Annotated in this window: 30 protein-coding genes and 2 pseudogenes; 17 read left to right on the top strand and 15 right to left on the bottom strand. The window is 69.6% G+C overall.

Annotation, left to right across the window (positions count from 1 at the left end; genetic code table 11):
* The 3 genes and pseudogenes from ACFV2J_RS19955 to ACFV2J_RS19965 all read left to right on the top strand — a co-directional run.
* A pseudogene (locus ACFV2J_RS19955) lies at nucleotides 1–536 on the top strand (hypothetical protein); the annotation flags it as partial.
* Between the two features lie 86 nt (nucleotides 537–622).
* On the top strand, nucleotides 623–1,081 hold the full coding sequence (locus tag ACFV2J_RS19960; RefSeq protein ID WP_385082590.1) for a DoxX family protein: 459 nt from the start codon (nucleotides 623–625) through the stop codon (nucleotides 1,079–1,081).
* Between the two features lie 331 nt (nucleotides 1,082–1,412).
* On the top strand, nucleotides 1,413–2,045 hold the full coding sequence (locus tag ACFV2J_RS19965; RefSeq protein ID WP_385082591.1) for a DedA family protein: 633 nt from the start codon (nucleotides 1,413–1,415) through the stop codon (nucleotides 2,043–2,045).
* A 51-nt stretch (nucleotides 2,046–2,096) separates the two neighbouring features.
* Here the strand turns inward: ACFV2J_RS19965 and ACFV2J_RS19970 are convergent, their stop codons facing one another.
* Nucleotides 2,097–2,324 (bottom strand): DUF2277 domain-containing protein, encoded by a 228-nt coding sequence (locus ACFV2J_RS19970; protein WP_385082626.1) that lies wholly within the window; start codon nucleotides 2,322–2,324, stop codon nucleotides 2,097–2,099.
* Nucleotides 2,325–2,574: 250 nt separating this feature from the next.
* On the opposite strand from ACFV2J_RS19970, the gene ACFV2J_RS19975 reads away from it, so the two are divergent.
* On the top strand, nucleotides 2,575–3,492 hold the full coding sequence (locus ACFV2J_RS19975) for a ketopantoate reductase family protein (protein WP_385439784.1): 918 nt from the start codon (nucleotides 2,575–2,577) through the stop codon (nucleotides 3,490–3,492).
* Between the two features lie 13 nt (nucleotides 3,493–3,505).
* Here the strand turns inward: ACFV2J_RS19975 and ACFV2J_RS19980 are convergent, their stop codons facing one another.
* A complete protein-coding gene (locus ACFV2J_RS19980; RefSeq protein ID WP_385082594.1) occupies nucleotides 3,506–4,093 on the bottom strand; it encodes a hydrolase in 588 nt (195 codons plus the stop codon).
* Between the two features lie 232 nt (nucleotides 4,094–4,325).
* Nucleotides 4,326–4,775: a MarR family winged helix-turn-helix transcriptional regulator gene (locus ACFV2J_RS19985; protein WP_168527913.1), complete on the bottom strand. Its 450-nt coding sequence runs from the start codon at nucleotides 4,773–4,775 to the stop codon at nucleotides 4,326–4,328.
* A gap of 172 nt (nucleotides 4,776–4,947) precedes the next feature.
* Between ACFV2J_RS19985 and ACFV2J_RS19990 the strand changes: the two genes are divergently transcribed.
* The 6 genes from ACFV2J_RS19990 (at nucleotide 4,948) to ACFV2J_RS20015 (ending at nucleotide 9,856) form a co-directional block, all read left to right on the top strand.
* On the top strand, nucleotides 4,948–5,295 hold the full coding sequence (locus tag ACFV2J_RS19990; RefSeq protein WP_385439788.1) for a hypothetical protein: 348 nt from the start codon (nucleotides 4,948–4,950) through the stop codon (nucleotides 5,293–5,295).
* A gap of 351 nt (nucleotides 5,296–5,646) precedes the next feature.
* Entirely contained in the window at nucleotides 5,647–6,237 is a 591-nt protein-coding gene (locus ACFV2J_RS19995; RefSeq protein WP_385082597.1) for a hypothetical protein, read from the top strand.
* Nucleotides 6,238–6,439: 202 nt separating this feature from the next.
* Nucleotides 6,440–6,661, top strand: a complete 222-nt coding sequence (locus ACFV2J_RS20000) for a hypothetical protein (RefSeq protein ID WP_385082628.1) — start codon at nucleotides 6,440–6,442, stop codon at nucleotides 6,659–6,661.
* A gap of 335 nt (nucleotides 6,662–6,996) precedes the next feature.
* On the top strand, nucleotides 6,997–7,224 hold the full coding sequence (locus ACFV2J_RS20005) for a ferredoxin (protein ID WP_385082599.1): 228 nt from the start codon (nucleotides 6,997–6,999) through the stop codon (nucleotides 7,222–7,224).
* Nucleotides 7,214–8,608, top strand: coding sequence for an NAD(P)/FAD-dependent oxidoreductase (locus ACFV2J_RS20010; protein ID WP_385082600.1), 1,395 nt, complete (start codon nucleotides 7,214–7,216; stop codon nucleotides 8,606–8,608). The genes ACFV2J_RS20005 and ACFV2J_RS20010 overlap by 11 nt, the downstream gene beginning before the upstream one ends.
* 39 nt (nucleotides 8,609–8,647) lie before the next feature.
* Complete coding sequence (locus ACFV2J_RS20015) at nucleotides 8,648–9,856, top strand: cytochrome P450 (RefSeq protein ID WP_385082601.1); 1,209 nt, start codon at nucleotides 8,648–8,650, stop codon at nucleotides 9,854–9,856.
* A gap of 129 nt (nucleotides 9,857–9,985) precedes the next feature.
* On the opposite strand, the gene ACFV2J_RS20020 is transcribed toward ACFV2J_RS20015, so the two are convergent.
* The 5 genes from ACFV2J_RS20020 to ACFV2J_RS20040 all read right to left on the bottom strand — a co-directional run bounded on the left by ACFV2J_RS20020 (nucleotide 9,986) and on the right by ACFV2J_RS20040 (nucleotide 15,644).
* Nucleotides 9,986–10,525 (bottom strand): GNAT family N-acetyltransferase, encoded by a 540-nt coding sequence (locus ACFV2J_RS20020; RefSeq protein ID WP_385082603.1) that lies wholly within the window; start codon nucleotides 10,523–10,525, stop codon nucleotides 9,986–9,988.
* 335 nt (nucleotides 10,526–10,860) lie between these two features.
* Nucleotides 10,861–13,281 (bottom strand): SpoIIE family protein phosphatase, encoded by a 2,421-nt coding sequence (locus tag ACFV2J_RS20025; RefSeq protein ID WP_385082604.1) that lies wholly within the window; start codon nucleotides 13,279–13,281, stop codon nucleotides 10,861–10,863.
* A gap of 503 nt (nucleotides 13,282–13,784) precedes the next feature.
* Nucleotides 13,785–14,012 carry an e9imm peptide gene (locus ACFV2J_RS20030; protein ID WP_385082605.1) on the bottom strand — a complete coding sequence of 76 codons (228 nt, stop codon included), beginning with the start codon at nucleotides 14,010–14,012 and terminating at the stop codon, nucleotides 13,785–13,787.
* Between the two features lie 2 nt (nucleotides 14,013–14,014).
* Nucleotides 14,015–14,221, bottom strand: a complete 207-nt coding sequence (locus tag ACFV2J_RS20035; RefSeq protein WP_385082606.1) for an NUDIX domain-containing protein — start codon at nucleotides 14,219–14,221, stop codon at nucleotides 14,015–14,017.
* 625 nt (nucleotides 14,222–14,846) lie between these two features.
* Complete coding sequence (locus ACFV2J_RS20040) at nucleotides 14,847–15,644, bottom strand: maleylpyruvate isomerase family mycothiol-dependent enzyme (protein ID WP_385082607.1); 798 nt, start codon at nucleotides 15,642–15,644, stop codon at nucleotides 14,847–14,849.
* A 230-nt stretch (nucleotides 15,645–15,874) separates the two neighbouring features.
* Here ACFV2J_RS20040 and ACFV2J_RS20045 point away from each other — a divergent pair, with 230 nt between their 5' ends.
* The gene (locus tag ACFV2J_RS20045) at nucleotides 15,875–16,132 is read left to right on the top strand and encodes a hypothetical protein (protein WP_385082608.1); all 258 of its coding nucleotides are present in this window, start codon (nucleotides 15,875–15,877) and stop codon (nucleotides 16,130–16,132) included.
* A 274-nt stretch (nucleotides 16,133–16,406) separates the two neighbouring features.
* Here the strand turns inward: ACFV2J_RS20045 and ACFV2J_RS20050 are convergent, their stop codons facing one another.
* Entirely contained in the window at nucleotides 16,407–16,796 is a 390-nt protein-coding gene (locus tag ACFV2J_RS20050) for a DUF3592 domain-containing protein (protein ID WP_385082610.1), read from the bottom strand.
* A gap of 572 nt (nucleotides 16,797–17,368) precedes the next feature.
* On the opposite strand from ACFV2J_RS20050, the gene ACFV2J_RS20055 reads away from it, so the two are divergent.
* On the top strand, nucleotides 17,369–17,701 hold the full coding sequence (locus tag ACFV2J_RS20055; protein ID WP_385082611.1) for a hypothetical protein: 333 nt from the start codon (nucleotides 17,369–17,371) through the stop codon (nucleotides 17,699–17,701).
* Between the two features lie 1,429 nt (nucleotides 17,702–19,130).
* On the opposite strand, the gene ACFV2J_RS20060 is transcribed toward ACFV2J_RS20055, so the two are convergent.
* The 4 genes and pseudogenes from ACFV2J_RS20060 to ACFV2J_RS20075 all read right to left on the bottom strand — a co-directional run bounded on the left by ACFV2J_RS20060 (nucleotide 19,131) and on the right by ACFV2J_RS20075 (nucleotide 21,517).
* Nucleotides 19,131–19,358: a hypothetical protein gene (locus tag ACFV2J_RS20060; RefSeq protein WP_385082613.1), complete on the bottom strand. Its 228-nt coding sequence runs from the start codon at nucleotides 19,356–19,358 to the stop codon at nucleotides 19,131–19,133.
* A gap of 548 nt (nucleotides 19,359–19,906) precedes the next feature.
* Nucleotides 19,907–20,122, bottom strand: a pseudogene (locus ACFV2J_RS20065) (NUDIX hydrolase); the annotation flags it as partial.
* A 389-nt stretch (nucleotides 20,123–20,511) separates the two neighbouring features.
* Nucleotides 20,512–20,712: a hypothetical protein gene (locus ACFV2J_RS20070; RefSeq protein ID WP_385082614.1), complete on the bottom strand. Its 201-nt coding sequence runs from the start codon at nucleotides 20,710–20,712 to the stop codon at nucleotides 20,512–20,514.
* Nucleotides 20,713–20,761: 49 nt separating this feature from the next.
* Nucleotides 20,762–21,517: a GntR family transcriptional regulator gene (locus tag ACFV2J_RS20075; RefSeq protein WP_385082616.1), complete on the bottom strand. Its 756-nt coding sequence runs from the start codon at nucleotides 21,515–21,517 to the stop codon at nucleotides 20,762–20,764.
* 78 nt (nucleotides 21,518–21,595) lie between these two features.
* Here ACFV2J_RS20075 and ACFV2J_RS20080 point away from each other — a divergent pair, with 78 nt between their 5' ends.
* The 4 genes from ACFV2J_RS20080 (at nucleotide 21,596) to ACFV2J_RS20095 (ending at nucleotide 23,661) form a co-directional block, all read left to right on the top strand.
* Nucleotides 21,596–21,874: a hypothetical protein gene (locus ACFV2J_RS20080; protein WP_385082618.1), complete on the top strand. Its 279-nt coding sequence runs from the start codon at nucleotides 21,596–21,598 to the stop codon at nucleotides 21,872–21,874.
* A gap of 526 nt (nucleotides 21,875–22,400) precedes the next feature.
* Nucleotides 22,401–22,625, top strand: coding sequence for a hypothetical protein (locus ACFV2J_RS20085; RefSeq protein WP_385082620.1), 225 nt, complete (start codon nucleotides 22,401–22,403; stop codon nucleotides 22,623–22,625).
* Nucleotides 22,622–23,365, top strand: a complete 744-nt coding sequence (locus ACFV2J_RS20090; protein WP_385082621.1) for a GntR family transcriptional regulator — start codon at nucleotides 22,622–22,624, stop codon at nucleotides 23,363–23,365. Before ACFV2J_RS20085 ends, ACFV2J_RS20090 begins: the two co-directional genes overlap by 4 nt.
* Nucleotides 23,362–23,661: a hypothetical protein gene (locus ACFV2J_RS20095; RefSeq protein ID WP_385082622.1), complete on the top strand. Its 300-nt coding sequence runs from the start codon at nucleotides 23,362–23,364 to the stop codon at nucleotides 23,659–23,661. The genes ACFV2J_RS20090 and ACFV2J_RS20095 overlap by 4 nt, the downstream gene beginning before the upstream one ends.
* A 325-nt stretch (nucleotides 23,662–23,986) precedes the next feature.
* Here ACFV2J_RS20095 and ACFV2J_RS20100 read toward each other — a convergent pair whose 3' ends face one another.
* Complete coding sequence (locus tag ACFV2J_RS20100; RefSeq protein ID WP_385082630.1) at nucleotides 23,987–24,640, bottom strand: type I-E CRISPR-associated protein Cas6/Cse3/CasE; 654 nt, start codon at nucleotides 24,638–24,640, stop codon at nucleotides 23,987–23,989.
* Here ACFV2J_RS20100 and ACFV2J_RS20105 point away from each other — a divergent pair.
* Nucleotides 24,575–24,760: a hypothetical protein gene (locus tag ACFV2J_RS20105; protein WP_385082631.1), complete on the top strand. Its 186-nt coding sequence runs from the start codon at nucleotides 24,575–24,577 to the stop codon at nucleotides 24,758–24,760. The genes ACFV2J_RS20100 and ACFV2J_RS20105 overlap by 66 nt on opposite strands.
* A gap of 719 nt (nucleotides 24,761–25,479) precedes the next feature.
* On the opposite strand, the gene ACFV2J_RS20110 is transcribed toward ACFV2J_RS20105, so the two are convergent.
* The coding region (locus tag ACFV2J_RS20110) for a tetratricopeptide repeat protein (protein ID WP_385439800.1) at nucleotides 25,480–25,995 on the bottom strand (516 nt) is incomplete at its 5' end.

Here is a 25,995-nt window from a genome sequence, read left to right on the forward strand (position 1 = left end):
GGCGCGCCCCCCGCCCGTCTTTGTGTGTGCGTGACGGCGCGAGGGTGGGTGTGTTTGTCGTTCCTTCTCCCCCCCCGGGGGGGGGGGGGGCCGCCCCCCCCCCCCGGGCCTGGATCGCGCACTCCCCCGACGTACCGGGCTCGGACGTACGCGCGACCACGCTCATAGAGGCACGGCTTCCGGAACCGGACCTGAGGCGGACGGCCGACGAACTCCTGGCCCGGCTGCTCAAGACGGGCCAGTGCCGCCCGCACACGAGTGACGGCCACGAAACCGGGGGGCTGGACGTGACACGTCGCCCCTACCACCTGAGGGACCGTCAAGGCCGTGCGCACGCACGGCGGTTCGCCTTCGGGGTGCCCACCGAGGGGGTGCACTGGGTGACCGCGGCGGGCGCCAGGCCGGGGGTGGATTCGGTCACGCTGTCGGACGCCGACGCGGTGGCGCGGGCCGCTCTACGTGCGGCGACGGCCGAGACGGAACCGGAAACGGAAGCCCGACCATGGCTAAATGTTGAACTTGCAAGCATTGATTAGGTTACCCTAACGTTGATGACTCACTCGGTTCCGCCCCCTTGATCCGGTTCCCCACGGACCGGACCAGACCGAAGGAGTCCCCCCACATGACCGACCGCCTCAACAGCGCCCAGCCGTACGCCATCGGGCTGTTCCGCATCGTCATAGGCCTGCTCTTCGCCGTGCACGGCGCCGCCTCCCTCTTCGGCGTCCTCGGCGGCGCCGCGGGCACCGACGGAGGTTCTCTCCCCTCCGGCACCTGGCCGGGCTGGTACGCGGCCGTGATCCAGCTCGTCGGCGGCGGCCTGGTCCTGCTGGGCCTCGGCACCCGCGGCGCCGCGCTCCTCGCCTCGGGCTCGATGGCGTACGCCTACTTCGACGTGCACCAGTCGACGGCCCTGTGGCCGATCCAGAACGGCGGCGAGCTGTCGGCGCTGTTCTGCTGGGCCATGCTCCTGCTGGTCTTCACCGGCTCCGGCGCCCTCGGCCTCGACCGGCTGCTCACCGCCCGCGCGGCCCGGGCCGTCGGCGAGGACGAGCGGGCCACGCGGCCCGTCGCGGCCTGACCCCGTCCCGCACCCACCGCACGACCACGGCGCCCGCCACCTCACCGAGGGAGCGGGCGCCGGACCCCTGCGCCCGCCGTGTCCCTTGTGTCCCCTGTGTTCCCTGCGCCCCTCTGTGACCCCTTCATCCAGGACTCCTGGACGCTCCTTCCGGCACCACCGCGGCAGCCCCCACCCCGCCGGCGTCAACGCACCGTGAACAACACATAAGCCCCCCGTGACCCCGCTGTCACACCCGCCGCGTACGCTGTATGGCTGTCACAGGCCGCCTGCCGCTCCCCCGCGACGTAGCGGCGAGGTCGTGCCTTCGGGGGAGTACAGGGGAGTTCCGGTGCTGGAGAGTGTGGGGTCGCTGACGGGCAGCCCATGGATCTACGCGGCGGTGGCCGTGTCGGTCCTGCTGGACGTCTTCCTGCCGGTGCTGCCCAGCGGCGTCCTGGTCATCACCGCGGCCACCGCCGCGGCCGCGGGGTCCACGGGAGCCGTGCCGCACGCGGTGCCCGACATCCTGGCGCTCACCCTCTCCGCGGCCACCGCCTCGGTCCTCGGCGACCTGGTGGCGTACCGGCTGGCCTGGCGCGGTGGCGAGCGCCTGGACCGTGCCATCGCCCGCTCCCGGCGCCTCTCCAGCGCGCAGGAACGTCTCGGCGCGGTGCTCGCGCGCGGCGGAGGGGCGGGCGGCGCGCTGGTCGTCCTCGCCCGCTTCGCGCCCGCCGGCCGCTCGGTCGTGTCGCTCGGCGCCGGTGCCGCCCACCGCCGGGTCCGCGAGTTCCTGCCCTGGTCGATACTCGCGAGCCTGGCCTGGGCCGTGTACAGCGTGGCGCTCGGCTACTTCGGCGGCCAGTGGCTGGGCGCGACCTGGCTCGCCACGGGGGTCTCGTTCGCGGCGCTGTTCGGCGCCGGCGCGGGCGCGGCGTACCTGATGCGCCGGCCCGCACCCCAGGAGACGGGAACCGGCGCCTGACCCGCGGAGTGCTTCACGCGGTGTCCCGCGCGACCGTTGCGCGGGGCCGGTTCAGCCGGCGCGCTGGGTGACCCCGCGTACCTCCAGGCCGCCCAGCAACTCGGCCGTGGCGGCCGCGACCGCCGCGACCGCCTGTTCGAAGACCTCGCGGTTGTGGGCGGCCGGGGCACGGAAGCCGGAGACCTTGCGGACGTACTGGAGGGCGGCGGCGTGGATGTCCTCCTCGGTGGCCTCTTCGGGGAGTACGGGCGGGCGGAGGGTCTTGATGCTGCGGCACATACGCCCAGTCTCGCGCGGACGACGCCGCGATGACGTCCGCTCGCCGCATCCGGCCGCCTCTTCGGGGTGCTTCTCCCCCTCGCGCTCGGACCGCTTGCTCCCGTCGCGCGCGTCGGCACTCGGCGACCGGCTGAACCCGTCGGAACCGGGGGCGTCGGCGCGGCTGTAGCGCCGGACGACGCCACCCGGCATGATCCACTCCCAGGCGGCCACCGTTTCCGGGGCCGACCGACGAGAGGATCGAACGGACATGACGAGGAACGTACGCGACGAGCGGTTCACGATGGCGGTACTGGGCCCCGGCGGCGTCGGCGGGCTGCTCGCCGCGCTGGTGGCGCGGGCCGGACACCGGGTGATCTGTCTGGCCGGGGACGACACGGCGCGGGTGCTGCGCGCGGACGGCGTCCGGGTCCGCAGCGGGCGGTTCGGGGAGTTCACGGCGCGGGTCGAGGCGGACACCGAGCTGCGCGAACCGGTCGACGCCTGTCTGGTCGCGGTCAAGCACACGGCGCTCGACGCGGCGCTCGAACGGGTACCCGCGCCGGCGCTCGGCGACGGCCTGCTCGTCCCCTTCCTGAACGGCGTCGAACACCCCGCGGCCCTGCGCGCCCGGTACGGGCCGGCCCGGGTGGCCCCCGCCGTCATCCGTGTCGAGTCGACCCGGACCGCCCCCGGGGTGATCGAGCACACCAGCCCCTTCGCGGAGATCGACCTGACCGGTGACACGGTGGCGCGCGAGCGGCTCGACGCGCTCGCCGGGGTCCTCACGGCGGCCGGACCGGACGTCCGCGTCCAGGCCGACGAGGCCGCGGTGCTGTGGGCGAAGATGTCGTTCCTCGCCCCGTTCGCGCTGCTGACGACCCGCTACGGAATGCCGCTGGGCGAGGTCCGGACCCTGCACCGGACGGAGTTGACGGCTCTGGTGGCGGAGACGGCCGCCGTCAGCCGGGCGTGCGGGGGCCCCGCCGACCCGGCCGCGGCCCTCGCTCGCTACGACGCCTTCCCGCCCGCGGCGAAGTCCTCCATGCTGCGGGACGCCGAGGCGGGCCGTCCGCTCGAACTGGACGCGATCGGCGGCGCGTTGCTGCGGGCCGCGGCCCGGCACGGGGTGCCCGTGCCGGTCGCGGAGCGGCTGGTGCGGGAGCTGGAGGGCGCGGGTCCCCGCTGACGCGGGGCGCGGCTCACGCGTGGGTCTTGGCCAACAGTTCCACGATCTCCGCGGTGGTGCCGGTCTCGCCGAGGCGGGGGAAGATCCGCTCGACGCTGTTGCGGTGGGTCTCGCCGTCCAGGTCGGTCATGGCGTCGGTGGCCAGGGTGACGTGGTAGCCGTGCTCGTGGGCGGCGCGGGCGCTGGACTCGACGCCGATGCTGGTGGCGATGCCGGTCAGCACGATCTGGGTGATCCCGCGGCGGCGCAGCTGGAGGTCGAGGTCGGTGCCGTAGAAGGCGCCCCAGTTCCGCTTGGTGACGGTGATGTCCTCGGGGTGCCCGGCCAGTTCGTCGACGATGACGTCCCAGCCCTCCGGGAAGCTGCGGGCGCGGCTCGGTCCGTCGTTGCGGCCGGGTACGGCGTCCGCTCCGTCGGCGGCGGCGGTGACCCGTACGAGGACGACCGGCAGGCCCTGCGCGCGGAAGGCGTCGGCGAGCAGCACCGACCGCTCCACGACGTCGGCGGCGGTGTGGGGGGCGAGGCCCGGGTTCCCGACGATGCCGTTCTGCAGGTCGATGACGACGAGGGCGGTGTGCGGGTCGAGCGTGGTGACTGCCATGGTCAGGCCTTTCGGAGGGGTGTGCCGGTGCATGTGGGGAGGGATCGGTCCGGGAGGGTCGCCGCCGGGAGCGGTACGGCTCCGGCGGGCAGCGCGGAGGGCCGGCCGGCGCGGTCCGCCGGTGTCGGCGCCGTGCGCGGGGAAGGACGCGTCGGCGCCGGGGGCGACCACGGCGCCGGGCGGTGCCGGTGGGGGCCGGGAGCCTGCTGGAGCCGGGCGCGGGGGGCGGGTGTCACGGGCGGGTGAGCCGGTCCAGTACGGCCATCGCCTCGATGACGCTCTGCCGCTCGGCCTCCGTGCAGCGGTCCTGGAGGGCCTTGGCCAGCCACTCCCCGCGGGCCTGCCGCGTGCCCTCGACGCGCTCGCGGCCGGCGTCGGTCAGCGTGACGAGCTGTCGGCGGCCGTCCCCCGGGTCCGGGTTGCGGGCGATCAGCCCCTGCTGGTCGAGCACGGCGAGGGTGGCGGCCATGGACTGCGGCCGGACGCCCTCGGTGGCGGCCAGCGCGCTCGCCGTGGCGGCTCCGCTCTTGCTCACCAGGGTGAGCGCGGAGACCTGTGAGGGGGTGAGGTCCTGCCGCTCGGAGACCTCCCGGATCCGCCGCCGCAGCCGGTTGAACGCCACCCGCAGATCCTGCGCCGCGCGAGCGGCCGACTCGGAGATGCCCTCGGCGCTGTCGTCCATTCCGTCACCCTAAATCCCTCAGTTCAGACTGTCCAGTTCGGACTGTCCAGGCCAAGCTGGACAGTTTGAACTGGCCAGTTCGAGTTGGACGGTCCGGGCCCGGCCACAACCGTTCGTGTGAACTCCCGGAAGGAACTCGCACCCCAAAATCGAACAGGCGTACCATTGCCGCGTGGCTGCGACCTATGACTTCCCGAGTGACCTCCTGGCCGGCCAGGAGGAGCTGCACCAGGTCCGGGCGGAGCTCCTGGCCCTGCTCAAGCGGCTCCCCTGGTCGGTGGAACCCCTGGACGGCTTCAGCGACGACAGGGGCTGGCGTCAGGTGGAGCGCCCCGCGTCCCCCGGCTGGACCGCCGACGAACAGGCCGAGGTGGAGAAGCTCAGGCAGCGCGAGCGCGAGCTCGCCGTGTTCGTGACCTGCCACCGTTTCTGGTCGGAGGTCGCGCCTCCGGAGACGGTCGACGCCCGCGCGAGGCTGAAGCACGCCCAGGGGACGGCGCCGGCCGCGAACCCGTCGTAGCGCCCCGCGACTCTCCCGCCCCCGGACGGCTCGCACGGGTCCACCAAGGGCCACCGCAACGGCCACGGCGCCGACCTCGGGCTCGACCTCTACCTCGGGCTCCGGCTCGGGCTCCGGCTCGGGCTCCACCTCGACTCGATCGTCGCGCCGAGATGACGGCCGTGGCCGGGCAGGCCGACGCTGAGCGTCTCGGCGTACGGGCCGCCGACCGCGGAGCACCGCCTCCCGATCCCTGCCCGGAGCGGGCACGCTCCTCTTTCTCTTTCGGGTGAAACACGCCGAATCGCGACAACCGCGCCACTCCCCTCCACGTCGTAAACCCACACGGCATGCACCACCCCAGGGGAGACCATGAGCGATCACCAGTACCCGCAGCAGCAACAGCAGCCCGGGTGGGGCGGACCGCCGCAGGTACCGGTTCACGGCGCGCCCGCGCCGCCGCCGCCGAGGAAGCGCGGCGTGGGGAAGGTCGCGGGGCTCGGCTGTCTCGGCGTCCTCGGCCTCGTCGTCGTCATCGGGATCGCCGGGATGGCCGGCGGTGGCGGGGCGGACCAGAACGGGAACGGGAACGGGGACAGCGGCGCCTCGGACTCCTCTTCCTCCGTCCACAACGAGGCGCGGAACGAGGCGAAGAACGACTCGGACGACGGCTCCGGCGCCAGATCGCAGGCGGCCGACTTCAAGTCCTGCGTGGCCAAGAACGGCACCGCCACCGAGAGGGCGGCCGTCCGGCACGTCACGAAGGTGACCGGGGCCGACAGGCGGAACAACATCCTGGACGCCCCGGAGGTGTTCACCGACTTCAGCGGCGGCCTCACCGGCCCGCACCAGGGCGAGGGCAAGCTCGTCGCCTCCGCGTTCAGCTCCTGCTACGAGTCGGACAACGGCCTCGTCACCGTCTACGACAGGACGGGCGAGATCCTCGCCAACGGCACCTTCTAGCGGTCCCCGCGCAGCCGGCGGCCCCATGGGGGCGGCCCCACCCGCGAACGCCGGGACGCCGTCGTCCGCCCGCGGACACGACAGCGGGCCCGACCCGACCCGCCCCGGCCCGGCCCGGCCCGGACCCTCGGACCACCCGGAGACGGCCCGAGCGCCCGCGCTTCGGGGATGGGACGATTCGCCCGGAGGGGTGCGCGTGGACATGCTCGAACTGATGGAGTGGCTGGCCGAGCGCGGAGTGACGACCGTTTTCAAGGCCGACGGTGACCGCATGGCTGAGCGAAGGACGGCATGGATGGTCATCGTCAGCGGCGGGCCGCTCGGCGAGGACTCGTTCTTCCGCGCGGACCTGCGCTCGGCGGACGCGTGCCTCGACTCGTTGCTTGCCCACCTGGAAGACAGAGGCCTGTCGCCGTTCGCGTGATCGGCCCGTCCCGGCGACTGGTCGGCCGGCTCCACATCCCATGGCACGACGACCCGGCGACCCGCCTGGCCGCGATGATCCGTGTGTGAGTTGTCCCGCGACGGACGAGCTGTCCTCCACCGAGCGCGCTTTCATGATCAACGCGACCGAGCACCGCCTCGATGAACGCCGCCTCGACGAATGCCGTCCGGCCCGGTCTCCCGGCACCGCCCTCGCGTTGCGAGACCTGGGCGGAGGACCGAAGCTGAACGTGAGGCATGCCTGCCGACCACATGGACCGAGCGCAGACGGCTGCGGGGCTCGGCCACCGCGGACCGTGCAGGGAGCGGGTTCCGATGAGGCTTGTCGTCGATCTCAACCGGTGCCAGGGGTTCGCGCAGTGCGTCTTCCTCGCCCCGGACGTCTTCACCCTGCACGGGGAAGAGGCGCTGCTGTTCTCCCCCCGCTTCGACGAGGAGCAGCGCGACCGGGTGGAGAAGGCCGCTGCCGCCTGCCCGGTCCAGGCCATCCTCGTCGACTACTCCGATGAGCCGACGAAGCGGGTGGAGCCCCATGTCGGCTGACACGGACGTCGAGGTCCTGCGGCGCCGGGGCCGCATCGTCGTCGTCGGTGCCTCGCTGGCCGGCCTGCGTGCGGCGGAGACCCTGCGCGAGAAGGGCTTCACGGGATCACTGACCATGATCGGCGACGAGCCGTACGAGCCCTACGACCGGCCGCCGTTGTCCAAGCAGGTGCTGCTCGGACGGGCACGGCCCGAGGACACCGCGCTCCCGCGACGGCGGGACATCGACGCCGAGTGGCGTCTGGGCGTCGCCGCCGAGAGCCTGGACCGTGACGCCAAGCAAGTGCGCCTGGCGAACGGCGACACCGTCCCCTACGACCGTCTGCTGATCACCACCGGGACCAGAGCGCGGCCCTGGGTCCACCCTGAAGAGGCCGCCCTGGACGGGGTGTTCGTGCTGCGGACCCGCGACGACTCCGCCCGCCTGTACCGGAAGCTGACCGGAGGCGCGCCCCGGGTGCTGGTGATCGGCGCCGGTTTCACGGGCTCCGAGGTCGCCTCCGCCTGCCGGGAGCAGGGCCTTGAGGTCACGGTCGCCGAACGCGGCCCGGCACCGCTGGTGGGCGCGCTCGGCGGGGTGATCGGCGCGGTCGCGGACCGGTTGCAGCGCGAGCACGGGGTCGATCTGCGGTGCGGCGTCAGCGTCACCGCCCTGGAGGGCGGGGACGAGGGACGGCTCAGGCGCGCCCATCTGTCCGACGGTTCGGTGATCGACGTGGAGGTGGCGGTCGTCTCGCTCGGTGCCATGCGGAACACGGAATGGCTCGCGGGCTCGGGGGTGGCCGCGGGTCCGCGGGGGATCGCGTGCGACGCCGGGTGCCGGGTGTTCGACGTCAACGGCATCGTCACCGACGACATCTACGCGGCCGGTGACGTCGCCCGCAGCCCCCACCCGCTGTTCGACTACCAGTTCCTGGCGCTGGAGCACTGGGGCAACGCGGTCGAGCAGGCCGAGATCGCCGCCCACAACTTGATCTGTGCCGGGCCCGAGCGCCGGCCGCACCTGTGGCTGCCGATGTTCTGGTCCTCCCAGTTCGGCGTCAACGTCAAGTCCGTGGGTGTGCCCTCGCTGGGCGACCAACTGGTCGTCGCCCAGGGGGCACTGGCCGAGGACCGGTTCGTCGCGGTGTACGGCTACCGCGGCCGCGTCATCGCCGCGGTGTCCTTCGACGGCGCCAAGTGGCTGGGGTTCTACGAGCAGCAGATCGCGTCCGGCGCCCCCTTCCCGCCGGAGTACCGCTCGGTCGACCGCCGGACCGAGCGGTTGCAGCCGATCGACTCGGCCTTCCCCGACCCCCATCTGCCCACCCATGGGCCCACCGTGACGCTGACGGGCCACTCACCGAGCGAGCGGCGTGTCACGTTCGTGCCGTCGCATGCCTGATCACCGGCCCCGCGCCGCCCGGAGCCGTTAGGAGTCACCATGACCTCCGGCACCATCTCCGCGCAGATCACCGACTACGCCCATCGGGCAGATCCGTACCCGCTCTACGCGGAACTGCGCAAGCAACCGGTCAGGCGGGAGGACGACGGCACCTATCTGGTCAGCACCTACTACGAGGTGCGGAGCCTGGCCAACGACCCGCGGCTGAGCAACGACACGAGGAACCGTCCGCCCGGCTACGCCCGCACCGGGCAGCCGGCGGAGGAGACCGGACTGCCGCCCAGCTTCATCTTCACCGACCCGCCCGTGCACGACCGGCTGCGCGAGACCATCAACAGGCCGTTCGGCCCGCCGCACAGCCCCAGGTTCCTGGACGGCCTGCGCGAAGCGATGGCCGACGTCGTCACCGAGCTGCTCGACGCCTTCGAGGGCAAGGACCAGGTCGACATCGTGGAGGACTTCTCCTACCCGCTTCCCGTCACCGCCATCTGCAAGGTCCTGGGCGTGCCGCGCGAGGACGAACCGCGCTTCCACGTCTGGGCCGACGCCCTGGCGTCGTCACTCGATCCCCGTTCCGGCGACGACGACGGCCCGGAAAAGGCACAGCGGGCACGCCAGGACATCGGCGCCTACCTGTCCGGCCTGATCGAGACCAAACGCCGCCACCCCGGCCCCGGGATGCTCAGCGCGCTCGCCCCCGAGATGACACCGGCAGACCTGGAGGCCACCGCGGTGCTGCTCCTGGTCGCCGGCCACGAGACCACCGTCAACGCGATCAGCAACACGACCCTCACCCTGCTGCGCCGCCCGGACCTCCTCGAACGGTTCCAGAAGGACCTGGGCCTGGCCGTCCCGCTCATCGAGGAAGTGCTGCGGTACGAGCCTCCGGTCCAGTTCGTCCCGTGGACCACCGCCCTGGCCGACATCGACGTCGCCGACACCACGATCCCCAAGGGCTCACCGGTCTGGCTCATGCTGGCCGCCGCCAACCGCGATCCCCTCCGCTTCGAGGACCCCGACCGGTTCGATCCCGACCGCAAGGACAACGAGCACCTGGGCTTCTACACCGGCATCCACTACTGCTTCGGCGCCCCTCTCGCCCGTATGGAACTCCATCTGGCCGTGCCCGAACTCTTCCGCCGGGCCAAGTTCTCCCGACTGCTCGAGGACCCACCCCCGTACCGCGCCAACGCGGTGCTGCGCGGCCCGCGCCATCTTCCCGTCGCCATCGAGGGCCTGACGGCCTGACCACCACGTCCACCCGTCGCCATCGAGGGCCTGACGGCCTGACCACCACGTCCTCCCGTCGCCGTCGAGGGCCTGACGGCCCGACCACCACGGACACAGGACCGGCCGGACAGGAGGCCCGTCGCGGACTCAACCGGACGGCGTGACCGGGGACCGCGTGCCGAGCCACTGCTCGGCACCCCAGGCCTCGAACCGCTCCACCTCGGTGAACCCGAGCTTCGCCGCGAGACGCATCGAGGCGACGTTGGCGGTCTGGGTGGTGAGCACCACCGGCTCGCCGGGAAGCACGCCGGCGAGCCAGCCGAGTGCCGCCGCGCACGCCTCGAAGGCGTACCCGCGTCCCCACGCCCGCGGCAGGAACAGGTAACCGAGATCGGCCTTCCCCGCGGCAGCCGGGCGACGGTGCCCCGTTGCTCTCCTGAGCAGGACATGGCCGATCATCGACCCGTCGAGATCGACCACGAAACTCCCGGGCCACCGCTCGGGCACCCCGGACATCTGGCGTGCGAGTTCGTCACGCGGTCGGGGTCCGCCGAGGTAGGTGTGCACCTCCGGCGAGGCGAGCAGTTCGATGAACGCCGCACGGTCACCGGCCTCGGGCTCACGGAGCACGAGCCTCTCGGTCCTGATCGGCTCGGGCGGCCAGGCCACGGGTCCCAGATCTTCCATCCGCGCACGCTAACAGCGTGGTCGAACCGCCGAAGGGGAAACGTCCGACCGGCCGGAAGCATCGGAGATCACCGGCGGGCCCCCGAGCCGTGGTCGAGCCGAGATCCCAAGCTCGTCATCGCGCACGAGAGTTGGCCGTCAGCGCGGAGACCGTCCGTCGGCCCGACGTCACCGACCGGCCGACGTCGACGACGGCGAACGACGGCTCACGGCCGTGAGCAGGTTCGATCGCGGCGCGATGCGAAGTGCCGCGACGAGGCGGCCACCCCACTGTCGGGCGGTGCCGGGACCGGTCACCGCACGTGCTCGACGTCGGCGCCCCGACAGGCCATCGATCAGCGGCCGGATGCGTAGGGAAGGTCCACTTCGGCCCAGCGGACCCTGCCGTCCCGCTCCGGGCGGGTGCCCCGTCTGCGGGACAGCCGGGCGATCATGGCGGGGCCGCGGCCGTGCTCGTCGACGTCGCGCGCTCCGCGCATACGCCGTGCGGAGAAGTCGGCATGTGACACCTCGACGGTCAGGACGTGGTGGTGGATCAGGCGCAGACCGATCGGGCCGGCGCCGTGGCGGACGGCGTCGGCGACCAGTTCGCCGACGATCAGCTTCATGGGGCCCTCGGGTCCTGCCAGTCCCCATGCGGCCAGCTGACCGGCTGCCAGGTTCCTGGCGCGTCGGACGACGGCGCCGTCCCGGGGCAGTGTCCAGGAGGCAACCCGGGCCGGACCGAGCGAGCGGGTGCGGACCAGGAGCAGGCTGGCGTCGTCGCAGGCCACCTGATCCTCGACGGGTGCCATCGCGCGGGTGCAGAGCTCTTCCAGGGACAGCCCCGGCTGGGCGAGCGCGGCGCCCAGGCGGTGCATCCCCTCCTCGATGTCGTCCTCACGGGTCTCGATCATGCCGTCGGTGTACAGGGCGAGGAGGGTTCCCTCGGGCAGTTCCAGCTCCACGGACTCGAAGTGGGCTCCCAGCCCGATGCCGAGCGGGGTGCCGGTGGGCAGGTCGGGGAAGGTCACACCGCCCCGCGGGTCGATGATCGCGGGCGGGGGGTGCCCGGCCGCCGCCATGGTGCACCGGCGGGTGGCCGGGTCGTAGACGGCATACAGACAGGTGGCGCCCACCACCGCGGGATTCCAGTCCGGAGCGTCGGCGTCTGCTTCCGCCAGCCGCTGGACCGTGTCGTCCAGGCCGGCCAGCAGTTCGTCGGGGGGCACCTCCATGTCGGCGAGCGTGTGGACGGCGGTGCGGAGCCTGCCCATGGTCGCGGCGGCGTTGATGCCGTGTCCGACCACATCGCCGACGACGAGGGCCACGCGGGCGCCGGACAGCGGGATCACGTCGAACCAGTCGCCGCCGACACCGCGGTCGATGTCGGCGGGCAGGTAGCGGGAGGCTGCCTCGACGGCCGCACCGCCCCGCAGCCGGTGAGGGCGCAGATTGCGCTGGAGCGCGAGGGCCGCGGTGTGCTCGCGACGGTACCGGCGGGCCTTGTCCAGCGACGTCGCGGCGCGGCTGACGAGCTCCTCGGCCAGCAGCAGGTCGGTCTCCTGGAAGGGCAGCGGATTTTCGGTGCGGACGAACACCGCCATGCCCAGCAGGACGCGCCGCGCGCGGATGGGTACGACCATCACGGAGTGCATGCCGTGATCACGGATCCGCTGCGCCAGTGCCGGCGACTCGTCGATCCACCCGCCCGGGGTGGTGTCCACCTTCGGTTCCAGGCAGGACCTGCCGGTACGCAGGACCTCGGCGAAGGGCGAGGAGGGCGGTACGAGTGTCCGCTCACCGCACACCCACGGGGACTCCGGCGCCCCCTGGTGGATCGAGGCCAAGCCGGCACGTCGGAGGACGGGAAGGCGCTCGCCGATCGAGCCGATGCGGACCGGCACCCCGTCGCCGAACGGGACCGACTGCTCCAGGTCCACGGCAACGCCGTCGGCGAACAGGGGCACGGCGAGATCGGCCAGTTCCTGACCGGTCCGCATCACATCCAGGGTGCTGCCGAGGCGCGTGCGCGCCTCGCCCAGGACGGCGAGGCGCTCGCGTTCCCGCCGGCTCTCGGCGACATCGACACTGATGGTGCACCCCCCGAGCGGCCGGCCGTCGGCGCCCTGGAGACAGGAGAACGAAACCGCGAGCGGGCGCTCCTCACCCAGAGGTGTCGGCAGCCACGTCCGGTACTCGTGGACCTTGGTGCTGCCGCTCCTCAGCACCCGCCGCATCATCGCCTCCGCGGCTTCGGTCTCGACACCGGGCCACGCCTCGGCGATCCCGAATCCGACCCGCCGCTCACGGGGGACGCCGTCGTGGCTCTCCATCACGTCGCTCACCCACGTGCAACGCAGCTCCAGGTCACGCACGGCGACGCCGATCGGCGCGTGGTCAAGAATTGCCCCCTGCACCCCTACGTTCACCGCGCCCCCGGACGGCGCGCCGATGTTGGTCGCGGACGCGAGCCACCGCACCGCCCCGTCCTGTCCCCGCAACATCGAGATCCGCATGCCGACGGCGAGCATGCGGCCGTCCCGGTGGCGCACCGTCGTCGCCCCTGACCAGCCGTTCCGGGCCCGGCACCGCTCGACGTACGCCGACATCGCCGACGCTGCCCCGAAGCCCGGCAGGACGAGCGCGACGGACCGGCCGACCACCTCCCCGGCGGAGTATCCGACCAGGTGCTCGGCAGCCTGCGTCCACGCGACCACGGCCCCCTGCTCGTCGAGCAGCGCGAACGCCGTATCGGATATGTCAGACGCGTGCATCTGACTACCGGGTCTCACTTGATCGGTACGGGTGGTGGTCCTGGTCATCGACTGTCGTCCTCGGATGAATCGAGATGGGGCGATATGGAGCTAGGTGGGGCGAGATGTGACTAGGTAGGTCTGGATAGGGCTAGATGGATCAAAGTGTTATATGGCGACGAATTAGCCCCTTACGGGACGATGACAGGACAGTGCTCCGCCCTGTGACAACGCCGCAGCCGTCGGCCGACCCCGGTTCGGCCGTGCGAGCCCGCCGACGTGCCGCGAGGCGGGCCGTCCGTGCGGCGGCCCGCCTCAAGAGGGCGGCCGTGATCCGAAGCGGAAGCGCCCAGGTCACTCCGGCTGTAGCCGCTGCCGAGCTCAGCGACGCATCAGGACGCCAGCGAGCCGCCGTTGACCGCGGCCTACAGAGGTCCGTCCGACCGGCCGGTCCAGCCCCACCAGACATGCGGACCGATACACACCCACCTGCGAGCTCAGGACCGGCTGCGGCAGGCCGCGGATCAGAGTGCGAACGGCTCGTAGGCCAGGGCGCGTTCGATGATCTTCTCGGCGGTCAGTTCTGGGTCGAAGTCCCAGTAGATGTAGTCGCTGATGTGAGGACAGGCGAGTCCGCGTTCGAGCTTGCCCAGAGCTTCGTCTGCCTCGTCCTCGTCGGTGAAGTCGGCGGCCATGAGACGTCGTACGAGGGAGAGAGCTTCCTCGCGATCCATGCTGCGGGGCGTTGCCATGGTCAGCTCAGCTCCTGTCCAAAGCCGGTCTCTTCCTTGGTCTCGCGTACCGCCGCGTCCGCGACTGACTCCCCGACGTCGACACCGACGCCGCGTTGATGTAGTCGATGCGGGCCACGAGTACAGGCTCGCACGGCCGGTCGGCAGTCGAACCAGCAGATCAGGAAGGTGAAGCGGCCTGCGGGACCCGTCTCGCACGTAAGGGGCACGGCGCCCCCAGCAGCCGAAAGGGATCAAGGCCCAGGCATCCGGATCCACACCGGCTGACCTGGGCCTTGTTCGTGTCCTGAGGCTGGTGGGCGCGGACGGTCTCGAACCAGCGGCATCCGCCTTGCAGGTTCGCTCGTGGCGCGGTGCAGGGTGCTGGAACGTGGCTCATTGGTCACCCGCGGATCCGGCGCAGACAGCCACCGTGCGCCATCGTTCACTGCCGTTGACGTCACCTGTGGAGGTCGGAGACGTCCGGGGCCGGTCGCCTCCGAGTCCAAGTGAGACGGCAGGGGCTGGGGACCTTGCAACCGTGCGCCAGGGCGAGCACGACGCATCTGGCATCCCGGCGGCCGTAGCCCGTCGCTTCCGTGATCCCGGTGCTCGCTTCCCGCCACTTCCCCTGCTGGATCAGCTGTCGCGCTCGTTCCTGCGTGGGCCTTGGGACGGGGATCTGGAGGGCGCGGATGATGTCCGCATCCCAGCGCTGTCGGCGTGCACGCCGGACCCGTATCCAAGTTCCCACGGACCGCTTCATCGCTCCCCCCGCAGCGTGCAAGGTGTCCTCAAAAACCGACGAGCCAATGCCTCAACCGCCGGGCCGCCGCTCTGCGGCACCGTACCGTCCTACTCCTCGGGCTCCCACGCACGGAGCAGGTCGAACAATCCCGCGTCTCCCTCGACCTGCAGGGAGTCCACCGGAATACGGTCGTACACGTAGAGAACCAGCTCACTCGCCGTGCCGCGAACGGAGACACCGGCCGCGTTCGGGTCCTCGTCGGCAGCGGCGACAGGAGTCGTGCCGGGCGTGGGGATACGGGTGGAGCGTGCGCCGTCGCCGTCGACCGTGAGGCGCCAGGAGTGACCCCCGGTGGCGTGGAAGTCGAAGGCGGCGGGCTTGTGCGGCCAGGCACTCGTCGTTGCGACGCAGGTGAACAGGAACTCCTCGACACCGTCGAGTGCCACCTCCTCCGGCAGCGGCTCCGGGGCACCCACCGTGATCTGGGCGTCGTAGGTGTGCACCGCGAACTGCTGGAGCTGGTGCCGGGCGACGGCGCCACAGGTCTGCGGCGACTGGGACGCACCCCACCACGTCCAGCAACCGCGATCCGGGCCGGCCTCTCTCAACGCGTCCACCAGTTGCTCCGTGGACTCCGCCAACCAGGCCCCCAGGGCCTCACGCTCCCGAGGCACAGCCGGGGCGCCCTCCGCCGCGGACTTCGCCGGAGCAGGCCCTGCGGCGACGGTGGCGGCCCAGTCGCGGCGCCCCTCGCCGATGTGCTGCGCCAGATCGAACAGCGTCCACTCGGGGCAGGTCGGCACCTGCACGTCGAGGCTGGGCGCGGAGGCGACCGCGGCGCGGAAGGCGCTCGACCGTTCGTCGATCAGTCGCAACAGAGCGGGGAACGTAAGTGTCGTCGTCACATGGACTCTCTATCACCGTGCTCCGACCATCGGACAGCGATTTTCACAGCCGAGGCGACGAGCGCTCGGCACGGGGCCGGGCGTCCTCAGATGACGCCGTGTCCACGTTCTGAGCCGATCAGCGAGTGCCGGTCATGCGGGGCTGTTCGCGGTTGCATCCGGTGTTGATGGTTGCCTGTACCTCACGCCCTCCTGCGGCACCGCAGGAAGGCGTGAGGTACAACTACGCCATGACGACTCGACCGACGCAGGCGATGTGGTGGGCTGAAACGGCGATCTGCCTTGCCGTAGCCGCCGTGACTTTCGTCGGGATCAGCTCTCTTCTGGGGGCGTCGGCGCCCCAGGGCCACCACGTCACAGTGGAGGGCGGGGCCTCCATCGTGGTGATTGCGCTGTCCGCCGGCGTCGGCATCTTCGTGAGTGGCCGGTTCAGGGCACGGGGGCTGCGTCGGCAAGCCTTGTCGCCCTGCACACGTTCTGAAATCTGATTTCGAGGTCTGCCCTCATCCTCATCAGGTCGATCGAGGTGGTCTCTCGACCGTGGATGAAGGTCCGTTGAGCCCTGATCCGGCCGCCACTGAGGTTCGGCATAAATCGGCGCTGTACAAGCTCGTTGGTGTCAGCCGCTGGCGTCAGACGACCCAGGTGCCCCTGACAGTTTGGCTTTCACTGCCCGCCAGTTCATGGTGGTCCGTCCTCATCGAGACCGACTGCATGCTGGCGTCATGCTCGTACGCGTTCCAAATGGCGTATGCGCAGCGTTCATAGATGCGCAAGGCCGAGCAACAGCAGGAAGACCAGGGCGATTCCCCCGAGGAACCACGGCACTCGGCCCCGCCCACGCTGTTCGACGACTTCGGCGTAACCAGGGTCTTTCGCGTCGTAGATGACGTCCAAGCGCTGGCCGATGCCGATGGGCGGGAACTGGTACGGCATGCTGTCGCAGTAGTACTGCAAGCCGTCGACCTCGTACACCAGACGGAGCGTGACCAGGCCCTTTTCGTTTCGGGCAGTGGCGGAGCACAGCGCATGGACGGTCACACCCCGGCGTGCGAGATTCTGATGGCGCCAGATGAAGACGATCGACCCTGCGGCAAGGGGGATCCCGAAGAACAAGATGGTCCCCGTATAGTCCCGCAGCCCATCCAGCATGTCCCCTCCGCAGCCTCAACCATCACGCGCTTCACCGAACGCCGCGAGTCTGACAGCGGCCGCCTCCGAACACCACGACTTTGCGATCTCGGCTGTAGTCGTCCCCTCGTCAGAGACCAGACGATCTCCACCCGCCAGTCTCCCCAGCGCCATCCGTGGAGCGGGCGTGGTTCATGGCGTCCAGGTGGAGCGCGCCACTGTACGAACGACCTGGATGCCATGGGCCGCGTCTGCTCGGCTCCGCCTCAGTCGACGGTGGACGGGATGGGAGCACCCGACGCTCGCCACGGTGTACCCGCGGCCGGGAACGGCGCTCCCTCCCACCCGGTTCCGGCCGATCCCCCGCCCGAGGCATGCACTTCGCCGTGAGCCGCAGAAGCCGGGTGCTCGGCTCATACTGCCGGGCCTATCCACATGTGGGCTGGCGTCGGCGCAGCCGGGGCAGAGCGGGCCGACGGCAGGAGCGGCGCCCCGAGCGGAGCCGTACGGTCTCCGTCCGTCGCTCGCATGCCGAGACCTGATCGGAAGGCCTCACGGTCGAGGCCCCCAAGAGCGCTGCGGGTGTCCGTACGGTGGCGTTCCCGGCCTCACTCCTGTCCGAGTTGGCGTATCACCTGGCGGAGCCTGCAGAGGCCGGCCGCACCGGGCTCGTCTTCGTCGGGGCCCGCGGTGATGTCCTCCGGCGGAACAACTTCCGGCGGATCTGGCTCCGCGCCCTCTCCACGACCGGTCTCGGTGACGTCCACTTCCAGGATCTCCGGCACACCGGCAACACCCTCGCCGCGGCCCACCTTGAATACCTCGCGATGACCCGGAAGACCGTCACCGGCCTTGCCGACCCGTTCCAGACCTCCTCGCTCGGCCTGCCCGAGCACCCCGACTACTCCCGCATCCTCGCCGTCTGACACTGGCAGCTTCGCCAGGAAGCGGTAACGGACCGAGTATCGCGATCAGAAGCCCTACTGTGCACCGCTCGATGGTGATCGAAAGCGGGCCACGATCTGGTGTGCGTACTGATCGTCCATGCCGAGGTCGTGGACCGCTCGATAAGCATCTTGGGGCCGACTCGCCTCACATAGCAGTCGAGCAAGGGCATAAAGGGCACCACGATCACCGGCTTCGGCACGGTTGCGCAGGGCCGCCTCCATCCCCCGCTCGCGAAGCGCCCTGTTGAGTCTCCGACGTGCGTGAACATCCCCGAGAGCGCGCTCTGCGAGTTCCGAGAGCCGTGCCGCACGGGCAAGCAGATCCATGTGCCACAGATGGCTGTCGTGCCTGGACGGGTCGGTCGAGTAGCACTCGGCATGGGCGCTCACCCACGCGATGGCCGCGTCCCAATCTCGACGCTGTTCCGCAGCCTGGACCCGCTCGAACCACTCCACAGAACGAGTATCGCGCAGCACTGCCCCGTACAGCGTCGTGGGAGTGGTCGCCGACAGCCGACGAACGTCCGCCAGGATCAAGCCCCCACCGCCACCTACCAAACACTCTCAGAATGACCTCTGAGGGACGCTGAGGTCTGGCGAGCACGTCAATTGGACGACTGGGGCCGGTAGTGGTCGGTTGCGGTCGTGGTGGTTGCTGTACTTCGCTGCGATACAGCACCGGATCGACGATGGGGCACGGTCATCAGAAGGCGTCTTGCCACCATCGATGAGGTGGGTTGCCGTACGGCACAGCGTCGGGACGTTCGAGGATCTTCAGATCGAGAGGCTGCACGATGGTGCGGAGTTCCCGCGCGGTCTTCTTGGGGAGAGCGCAGATCGCCAGTTCCAGCAGATCTCGCTCGTCCGCCGGTTCCGGGCAACAGTCCGGCACTCCGCACCGATCGCTGAACGGCGAGGGGAGTTGATCCCACGGTGCACGGGCGATGGCATTCCACCGAGAGAGAGCTTGCTCAACCAGGCCGGGTTCGAGACGAGTCCGCTCCAACTTAATGACCTGTGCCTGAGCTGGGCCAGAGAGCCGACCGAGCTTCGAGTAGCGGCAATGCGCGGCGAATCGCCTGTTGTCCGCCCGCAGGCGTGATGGGCGCCTACGCGGCATGGACCTTTCTGCTGTAAGTCATGAAGGGCAGTCTGACACGCGGCCGAGTCAATGCGAGGGTCGGTGGTGTCCCAGGCAATCCAGAGGCTCTCTTGCACCCGGGTGAGCCCCTGATCCACCGCAGGGTCTGGACCTGTGGTCTCATCCTTATCAGGTCGATCACAGGGGTCTACCAACGTCGGCCAACCGCCTCTGTGCCTCAGGGGATCGTTCAATGTGGTCCGGTTTCGACTGCTGCCGTTCGCGCTTGTTGGTGTCAGTCGCCGCAGGCAGTCCATTACTTGTCCGCTACTTGTCCGCTCGGTAGAGCTTGATGTCCTTGTTGACGAAGAGGTGGACGTAACCGCACCGCCAGCAGATCAGGCCGGTGGCGTTCTCGTCGGCCCAGGCCAACTTCATGAACTCCATGCCGGTGCTGTTGAGCAGGACATCCCGCTCTCGGAACAGATCCCCTCGGCAGACCTGGCAGTTGAGCCAGACATCCCCCAGTGCTGCACGTACCGGCTTCTTCGCCATCGCGTCAACGCCCCCGCCCTTGCCGTTCCTGGTCGAAGTGAACCTATGTCTCCGACATGCGCATGACTACTGGCTTTGAGCAAGATCAGAGGTCCTCCGCGATCGCAGCACAAGCCCTCGACAGCAACCCACCACTCCCAGCTCCCGTCCCGTCTGCCGTCGACCCACACGTCTGTGGAGCGTGCATGGTTCACGGCGTCCGGGTGGAGCGCGCCACTGTACGAACGACCTGGACGCCATGGACCACGTCTGCTCGGCTCTGCCTGGGGCAACGGCGGACCGGATGGGAGCACCCGCGCACGCCACTACGGACCCGCAGTCGCGAACGGTGCCCCCTCCATCCCAGGCCGATCCCCCGCGGGAGGCATCGTCTTGACCATGGGCCGCTCTATGCGGGGCTCGACTCATGGCCTAACGGCCCTATCCGATCTGGGCGCACGTCGGCGCCTGGAGCGTCAAGCAAGCCGAAGGCAGGAGCGCGGACGCAGCCAGAGCCGGAAAGCGCGCCCGGCGGAGCGCAGCCGGCTCTTGATGAAGTAGGGAAAGTTCTACCGCGCCGTGATGAGGCTCTTGCCGTCGTGGCTGCGCACGTGAGGCCCGTTGCCGTCCAAGGCGTCCAGGAGCCGGACTGCGAAGACCTCGGCCATGCGCTCGCTGACCTCTTCGGGCGTGAGCCAGTCGACCGCAGTTGATTCGCTGGAGGTGCGCTCGGTGCCACCGGAGGGCTTGCAGCGGAAGACCAGGGCGACGATCCCCGGGTGGGTTCTTGTTCACGCGGCGCCTACAGCGCGAGTAGTCACGGCACTGATGTCAGATCTGGATGTCAAAGACCCCCAGCCATGATCGCTGGGGGTCTTTTTCCTGGTGGGCGCGGACGGTTTCGAACCGCCGACATCCGCCTTGTAAGGGCGGACGTGGTCGGCGGCGCCGTTCCCCAGGTCACTCCGGCTGTTGCGGCAGCCTAGGCCAACGGCGCATCTCGACCGCGACAAGCCGTCATTGACCGTGGTTGACCGCACGATGTGGCACGGCTGTGGCACGTTGCCGATCGACAGAACGCTTAGAAGGCGCCTGGTGCGTCGAGCGGGGCACCCCCCTGCCCTGGCCCCCACTCAGCCAGCCCTCGACACACATTCGACACGGCCCGGCTTGGCTACGGCCGCAGGTAGACCTCCTCGACGTCAACTCCCGCCTCGGGCTGCCTGGAGAAGCTCACATAGACGGGGTACTCGCGATAACCCACCTGCATGTTGGCGAACTGATCCACATCATGGTTGGCGAACCGGTGCAGATACTGGAGGAACAACTCCAACTCCGCCTTGGACAGTGGCTCGTCGTGCCGCTCATTGCGCATGCACGGACGATACGAGTCGAGATCGACGGGGCGACGTGGACCCGTCCCGCTAACGGTTGACGGGGATCTCGTAGACGATCTCGCAGTGCGCTGCGGGCACGACGATGTCCGCGGTCTCGACCGGCCGCCCTTGGTCGCTGTAGTACGTCCGCCGGATGTGCGTGACGAGCGCTGCCTTCTGGATGCCGAGAAGCGACGCCTCCTCGACGGTCGCCTGCCGCGGCTCCGGCTGCTCGACGGCATGGCTGACAGTGACGCCGATGGCTGCCATGCGGTTCACGACACCTGATCCGGCGTGCGGCCCTCCTTCAGGGAGGACGACGAGAGTGCCGGCCGTGAGGTCGTACGGCTCCCAACTCGTCGACAGTTGCACGGGCCTACCGTCGGCAAGGAACTCATATACCGTCCGGACGCACAGATCGCCCTCGCCGACCCCGAGCCGCGCCGCGATCTCCACCGGAGCCGGCACCTTGGCGTCGGTCCGGCTCTCCCAATCGCCCTGCCTGCCCACAGCCTTCATGTCCGCGCGGAACGGGGACTCGGTGGGTTGCTCGCGCGCCGATGACCGGACGACTCGCACCCGCTGTCTGGGCTCGGCAACGTACGTGCCGGAACCGGCGCGGCCCTCCAACAAGCCCTGCGAGATCAGCAGCTCCTGAGCCCGACGCACCACGTTCTCGCCCACGCCGCCCTCCTGGCTGATCTGGGCGCGAGAGGGAAGGCGGTCCCCCGGCTCCCAGACGTGCTCCGCGATACGCCGCCGGAGTTCGTCGGCGATACGGAGATAGGGCGGCTGCTCAGGCATGTAGAAAATCTAGTCCACTAGCTCTAATCTAGTTAACTAGCTTCACTCAAAGTGATCGCCGGTGACGGAGGCTGCCCTGTGCCCGCTTCGGGAGTAAGCGCGGCCGCCATCGCCGCACGGCTGTCCGCCGCCGGGCTCCCCACGCGCCTGGAGGAACGCGACCGGCACACCTCGATCGAAGCGGAGGTGCCGGAACAGCTCTCCGCGGAGTCATGGCGGGAGGTCCTGGAAGTGGTGGCCGAGGCGGATCGATTCGGCCTCTTCGCCACCAGCCTGAACGGCCGCACCCTCTGGGCGGTCGTACGCAAAACGGCCCCCACGACGGGCGATGTCGAGGGACCGAGCCATCAGCGATAGGAGCTGAACACCGTGCTCAACCGTATCCGCCGCGCCCTCTCACTCACCAGAAGGCACCACTCCCCCAAGGGCCGGCACCGCCGCGCCTTAGCCTCCACGGGACCGACGGGGGCCCGCGCCCGCTTGGCGCCAGTTGCCGAGGCCGCGGCCATCCTGCGGCAAAATCCGGGCCGCCCCCACCGCATTGACTCGCCAACGGGCTCGGACATCCTCCTCGTTCGACCGTACGTCCTGGCCTGGGAGGAGCGCAGACGCCCACGGCGTTCGATGATCGTGGCCCCCCATCTGCCACCTGCGGCCTGGTCGCTCCTCGCGGGAGGCCGATGATGCCTGCCCGCCAGCGCCCCCGAATCACGGACACTTCGCCCATCCCCTACCGGTCGACCGCGTGCCGGCTCGGCACCCACCACGCCTGCTCGGAGTCCTCCCCCGCCGCGGCACCGGTGGATGTACCGGTGGTGTGCGAGGCGTGCGCCTGCCCGTGCCACTCAACGCCCAGCCGACCCGCACCCACGGAGGTGCAGCGGTGAGGGACTGGACGCCCAGCGGCGCGCTGGTCTCCCAGGTCGAGATCACCTCGACGACCGTGCAACGCGGCGACGTCATCCAAATCGGCGGTCACGCGTACAGGGTGAGAGACCTTTTCCAGTTGCCCCAAGGGGCCAAACAACTGCTGTTCGAGTCGGGTGAGTTGCTGACCATGCACACACGGACCCGACTCGTCGCCGTACGCATGTCGAGAAGGCGGTGACGCAGACCGTGCCCACCCGCCACCACGATATCGCCGACGACCTCCGACGCCAGATCACGACCGGCCGCATCAAGCCCGGAGAACGCCTTCCGTCCGAATCCAGGCTGGCCGCCCGATACAAGGTCAGCACAGCGACGCTGCGCAGCGCCCTCTCGGTACTGCAGGGGGAAGGCCTGCTCGAGAAGATCCACGGCAAGGGCAACTTCGTCCGCCACCGCCTCCGCAAGATCACGTACGTCGGGGGCTGGGGAACGCTGGACCCGCAGACAGCCGCCGAACCCGTTCTGCGCGTCACGGACCAGGTCACCGCGATCGAGGCTCACGGAGATCTGGCAGCCCTACTGCGCGTCCCGAACGGCAGCCCGCTGACCGAATACCTCAGCGTCAGTTACGAGGGAGACTCACCACACAGCCTGGCCCGCATCTACGTCCCGAGCGGATCGGAACCCACGGAGGTACTCGGCAACGGCCCTTCACATGCACGCACAGAAGCGAGCTTCGCGGTTCTGAGCGCCCTGTCGGCCGAGGTCCACGAGACGGTCTCCGCCCGCCTCCCAACTCCAGATGAGGCATCCACTCTCCGGATCACCCCGGGCCTGGCAGTCCTCACGATCACCCGCGTGGCCGCCGATACCGCCGGCCGCGTCCTCGAAGTCACGCTTCTGGTGTTCCCGGGAGATCGCGTCGAGGCGGTCTTCACCACCCACCACGCGCTCAACGAGAGGCAGACGCAGGCATGACGGCGCACGACGAATTGCGGCTTCTCCCGTGGACAGGGCCCGAGGGCAAACCGTGCTACCTGAGCACGGACGACAGAAACGGTTTCATGTCTCGCTTGGCCGACAACATCGAATCGATACAGCTCGGCTCGGCGGCTGAACTGCTGGACCACGCCCTGGAATTCCTCGCCGAGAAGCAGGCAGATCCGGAAGAACTGCGACTCTTGGCGAGGGAACTGGCCGGAGCTCTACGAGACGTCCTCCGCGTAGCGACCGGCCGCGGGCACCTTCTGGAAGCAAACCCTCACCGATCCTGAGAGGCAAGGCCGACATCGGCGCCTGTCTCCGGTGCCGACAACGTTCCGTTCACGCTCGCAGGGGGAGGAGCCCGAACAACCGAGGCTTCCCCCCTCGCAGTGCTCGCCTTCAACCGATACACCGTGCTCGTGCCCTGAGTGGAAGAACTGCTCGTTGTCGGCGGATCAGCCGACAACAGTCAGCCTCAGAGGCTCTCGACCTGGGTAGCTGTGTTAGTTACACCCGATTTCGCCGCTGCCCTGGGTGAACGGCCCCTAGATGATCTCATCGGGCTCAGTCTCCTTCACTGAGTGTCCCCGCAGTTCCCCGCTCGATCTGCGGCGCCTATGGTGCAGTGCTCTGGGGTGCGTGTCGTGGCGGTGAGACCTCAGAGCCGGCCTGCCCGAGACGCAGGAGACCCAGGCCGTAGGCGCGTCCGCGGCCCATGCCAGACAGAACCGCTCTCTGCAGCGCGGTGGGATCAGTGATCACCGCCAGGCCCTCGAATCGGGTTACCTGGAGAAAGGTTGGGTTCCTCGCTTCGAGTCTGGCGCTGACAGGCTTCAACGGCAGGCTGCTTACTTCCACAGTCGATAGCCCGGAACGGGAAGCATGACGTTCCCACCAGGCAGTCGCTTCAGCAGCTGGTATGCCGACACGCTTGCTGCGTCTTCCTGTTCTCGATATCGCCCTAGTGGCGTTCGCGTCCAACAGAAAGCGCACTAGCTGTCCCTCGAAGCCTGCCTCTGACCACGCGATCCGCTCAACTGCTACCGCGCGGGCGTAGTCGTTGGTCAGGGCGTTAAGAAGCAAGGGCCCAGTGGTCTGAACACGCAGGATCGCGTCACCATCGTCCGTATCCAATCGGTAGAGCAGGCGACCGGTGGACGGTGAGTCGGGCCCTGCGGTGTCCGGACACAAGGAGCGGATGGTGTGACGAAGATGAAAGACATCGCCGAGGTCACGCAGCGCTTGTGGGTTACGCCGATTGAGGCGCAATATGATCTGTTGGGCGCTGTGCGGTCGCTGCCACGTCTGCTGAGCAGCGCCTTCAGCCTTGGCCTGGTGCCACAGTTCGTGGAGGCGGGCGCAAATCGCGTCCAACACGTGCTCCTGTGAGCTGCCCGCGGGACGATGGGCGAGAGATCGCAAGGCAAGCCTCCCTACCACCGCCATAAACGGGTCATATTGTGGCACTCGATCCCGAGTGAACAGGTTATGCACGGTGGAGCGCCCCAAGCCGGTGGCGCGGGCCAACTCGCGGGTTGAGGGAAATCCTGCTTCCCGATGCAACTCATGCAGTGCCGCGTTGAGGTCGCGCACCCGCCCTGCTGGCAGGTCTGGACGATTGATCTCGCCGACACGGCCCATGTCTTGCCTCCTCACGAGTTGGACGAGTCTCCGCGACGCGCCGCGGATTCTTCCTGATCCGTGGGCACGCTCCGCGCCCGACGGGGCTTTGCCCAGTGGCGCTGCCACGATTTTCTCGCTTGCCGGGCCGACCAGAGGGCGAATGCCGCAATAATGCTGGCAGCTGCGTTCTCCAAGATGCTCACAGTGACAACCTCCCTCGGCTTCCCCCTGCCGTGGACACTTGTGGACACCAGAATGCCGAGCACCCGTAGAACCGGGCGAGCGCTGGTCGTTGCCAAGGACCTGGTAGCGAGCAACGATCACAGAAACCATGCGCTCAGCTTGGGAAGCTGCGGGCATTCGCGGGCTGTGCCCGCGCTGACCTGCGCGAACGGTCTGAATGCGGCGCTGCTGACCTCGGCGGCATTCACCGTGGGTCCCCGCTGTTCCCCGCTCGATCTGGTGCGCTTGTGGTGCGTGCCGGGTCATGCCTCAGGGAGTTTCCTCAAGATCTCTCGTACCTGCAGAGTTCTCTCGAGGTCTCCGCCGAACATGTCGGGGTGTTGGTCGGCCAGGGTCTGGTAGGTGTCGACGGCGCGGGTGATGGCAGTGAGGGCCTCCTCCCTACGTCCCAGCTGCGCCAGGCGGTTGGACTGGTTGTTCAGCGAGCCGGCGAGGTCAGGGAGGAAGGCGTCGGGTTGTTGGTCGGCCAGGGCTTCGCGGATCTCGACGGCGCGGGTGACGGCAGTGAGGGCCTCCTCCCTACGTCCCAGCTGCGCCAGGCGGTTGGACTGGTTGTTCAGCGAGCCGGCGAGGGCGGGGAGGAAGGCGTCGGGTTGTTGGTCGGCCAGGGCTTCGCGGATCTCGACGGCGCGGGTGATGGCAGTGAGGGCCTCCTCCCCGCGCCCCAGCTGCGCCAGGCGGTTGGACTGGTTGTTCAGCGAGCCGGCGAGGGCGGGGAGGAAGGCGTCGGGTTGTTGGTCGGCCAGGGCTTCGCGGAT

This window comes from Streptomyces sp. NPDC059668 (assembly GCF_042734135.1).
In the GTDB taxonomy this organism is placed as follows: Bacteria; Actinomycetota; Actinomycetes; order Streptomycetales; family Streptomycetaceae; genus Streptomyces.

Coding starts and splice junctions, on each gene's coding strand:
- ACFV2J_RS19960 (WP_385082590.1), top strand. CDS start 623: ATGACCGACCGCCTCAACAGCGCCCAGCCGTACGCCATCGGGCTGTTC.
- ACFV2J_RS19970 (WP_385082626.1), bottom strand. CDS start 2,324: ATGTGCCGCAGCATCAAGACCCTCCGCCCGCCCGTACTCCCCGAAGAG.
- ACFV2J_RS19975 (WP_385439784.1), top strand. CDS start 2,575: ATGACGAGGAACGTACGCGACGAGCGGTTCACGATGGCGGTACTGGGC.
- ACFV2J_RS19980 (WP_385082594.1), bottom strand. CDS start 4,093: ATGGCAGTCACCACGCTCGACCCGCACACCGCCCTCGTCGTCATCGAC.
- ACFV2J_RS19985 (WP_168527913.1), bottom strand. CDS start 4,775: ATGGACGACAGCGCCGAGGGCATCTCCGAGTCGGCCGCTCGCGCGGCG.
- ACFV2J_RS19995 (WP_385082597.1), top strand. CDS start 5,647: ATGAGCGATCACCAGTACCCGCAGCAGCAACAGCAGCCCGGGTGGGGC.
- ACFV2J_RS20000 (WP_385082628.1), top strand. CDS start 6,440: ATGCTCGAACTGATGGAGTGGCTGGCCGAGCGCGGAGTGACGACCGTT.
- ACFV2J_RS20005 (WP_385082599.1), top strand. CDS start 6,997: ATGAGGCTTGTCGTCGATCTCAACCGGTGCCAGGGGTTCGCGCAGTGC.
- ACFV2J_RS20010 (WP_385082600.1), top strand. CDS start 7,214: ATGTCGGCTGACACGGACGTCGAGGTCCTGCGGCGCCGGGGCCGCATC.
- ACFV2J_RS20015 (WP_385082601.1), top strand. CDS start 8,648: ATGACCTCCGGCACCATCTCCGCGCAGATCACCGACTACGCCCATCGG.
- ACFV2J_RS20020 (WP_385082603.1), bottom strand. CDS start 10,525: ATGGAAGATCTGGGACCCGTGGCCTGGCCGCCCGAGCCGATCAGGACC.
- ACFV2J_RS20025 (WP_385082604.1), bottom strand. CDS start 13,281: ATGCACGCGTCTGACATATCCGATACGGCGTTCGCGCTGCTCGACGAG.
- ACFV2J_RS20030 (WP_385082605.1), bottom strand. CDS start 14,012: ATGGCAACGCCCCGCAGCATGGATCGCGAGGAAGCTCTCTCCCTCGTA.
- ACFV2J_RS20045 (WP_385082608.1), top strand. CDS start 15,875: ATGACGACTCGACCGACGCAGGCGATGTGGTGGGCTGAAACGGCGATC.
- ACFV2J_RS20050 (WP_385082610.1), bottom strand. CDS start 16,796: ATGCTGGATGGGCTGCGGGACTATACGGGGACCATCTTGTTCTTCGGG.
- ACFV2J_RS20060 (WP_385082613.1), bottom strand. CDS start 19,358: ATGGCGAAGAAGCCGGTACGTGCAGCACTGGGGGATGTCTGGCTCAAC.
- ACFV2J_RS20070 (WP_385082614.1), bottom strand. CDS start 20,712: ATGCGCAATGAGCGGCACGACGAGCCACTGTCCAAGGCGGAGTTGGAG.
- ACFV2J_RS20075 (WP_385082616.1), bottom strand. CDS start 21,517: ATGCCTGAGCAGCCGCCCTATCTCCGTATCGCCGACGAACTCCGGCGG.
- ACFV2J_RS20095 (WP_385082622.1), top strand. CDS start 23,362: ATGACGGCGCACGACGAATTGCGGCTTCTCCCGTGGACAGGGCCCGAG.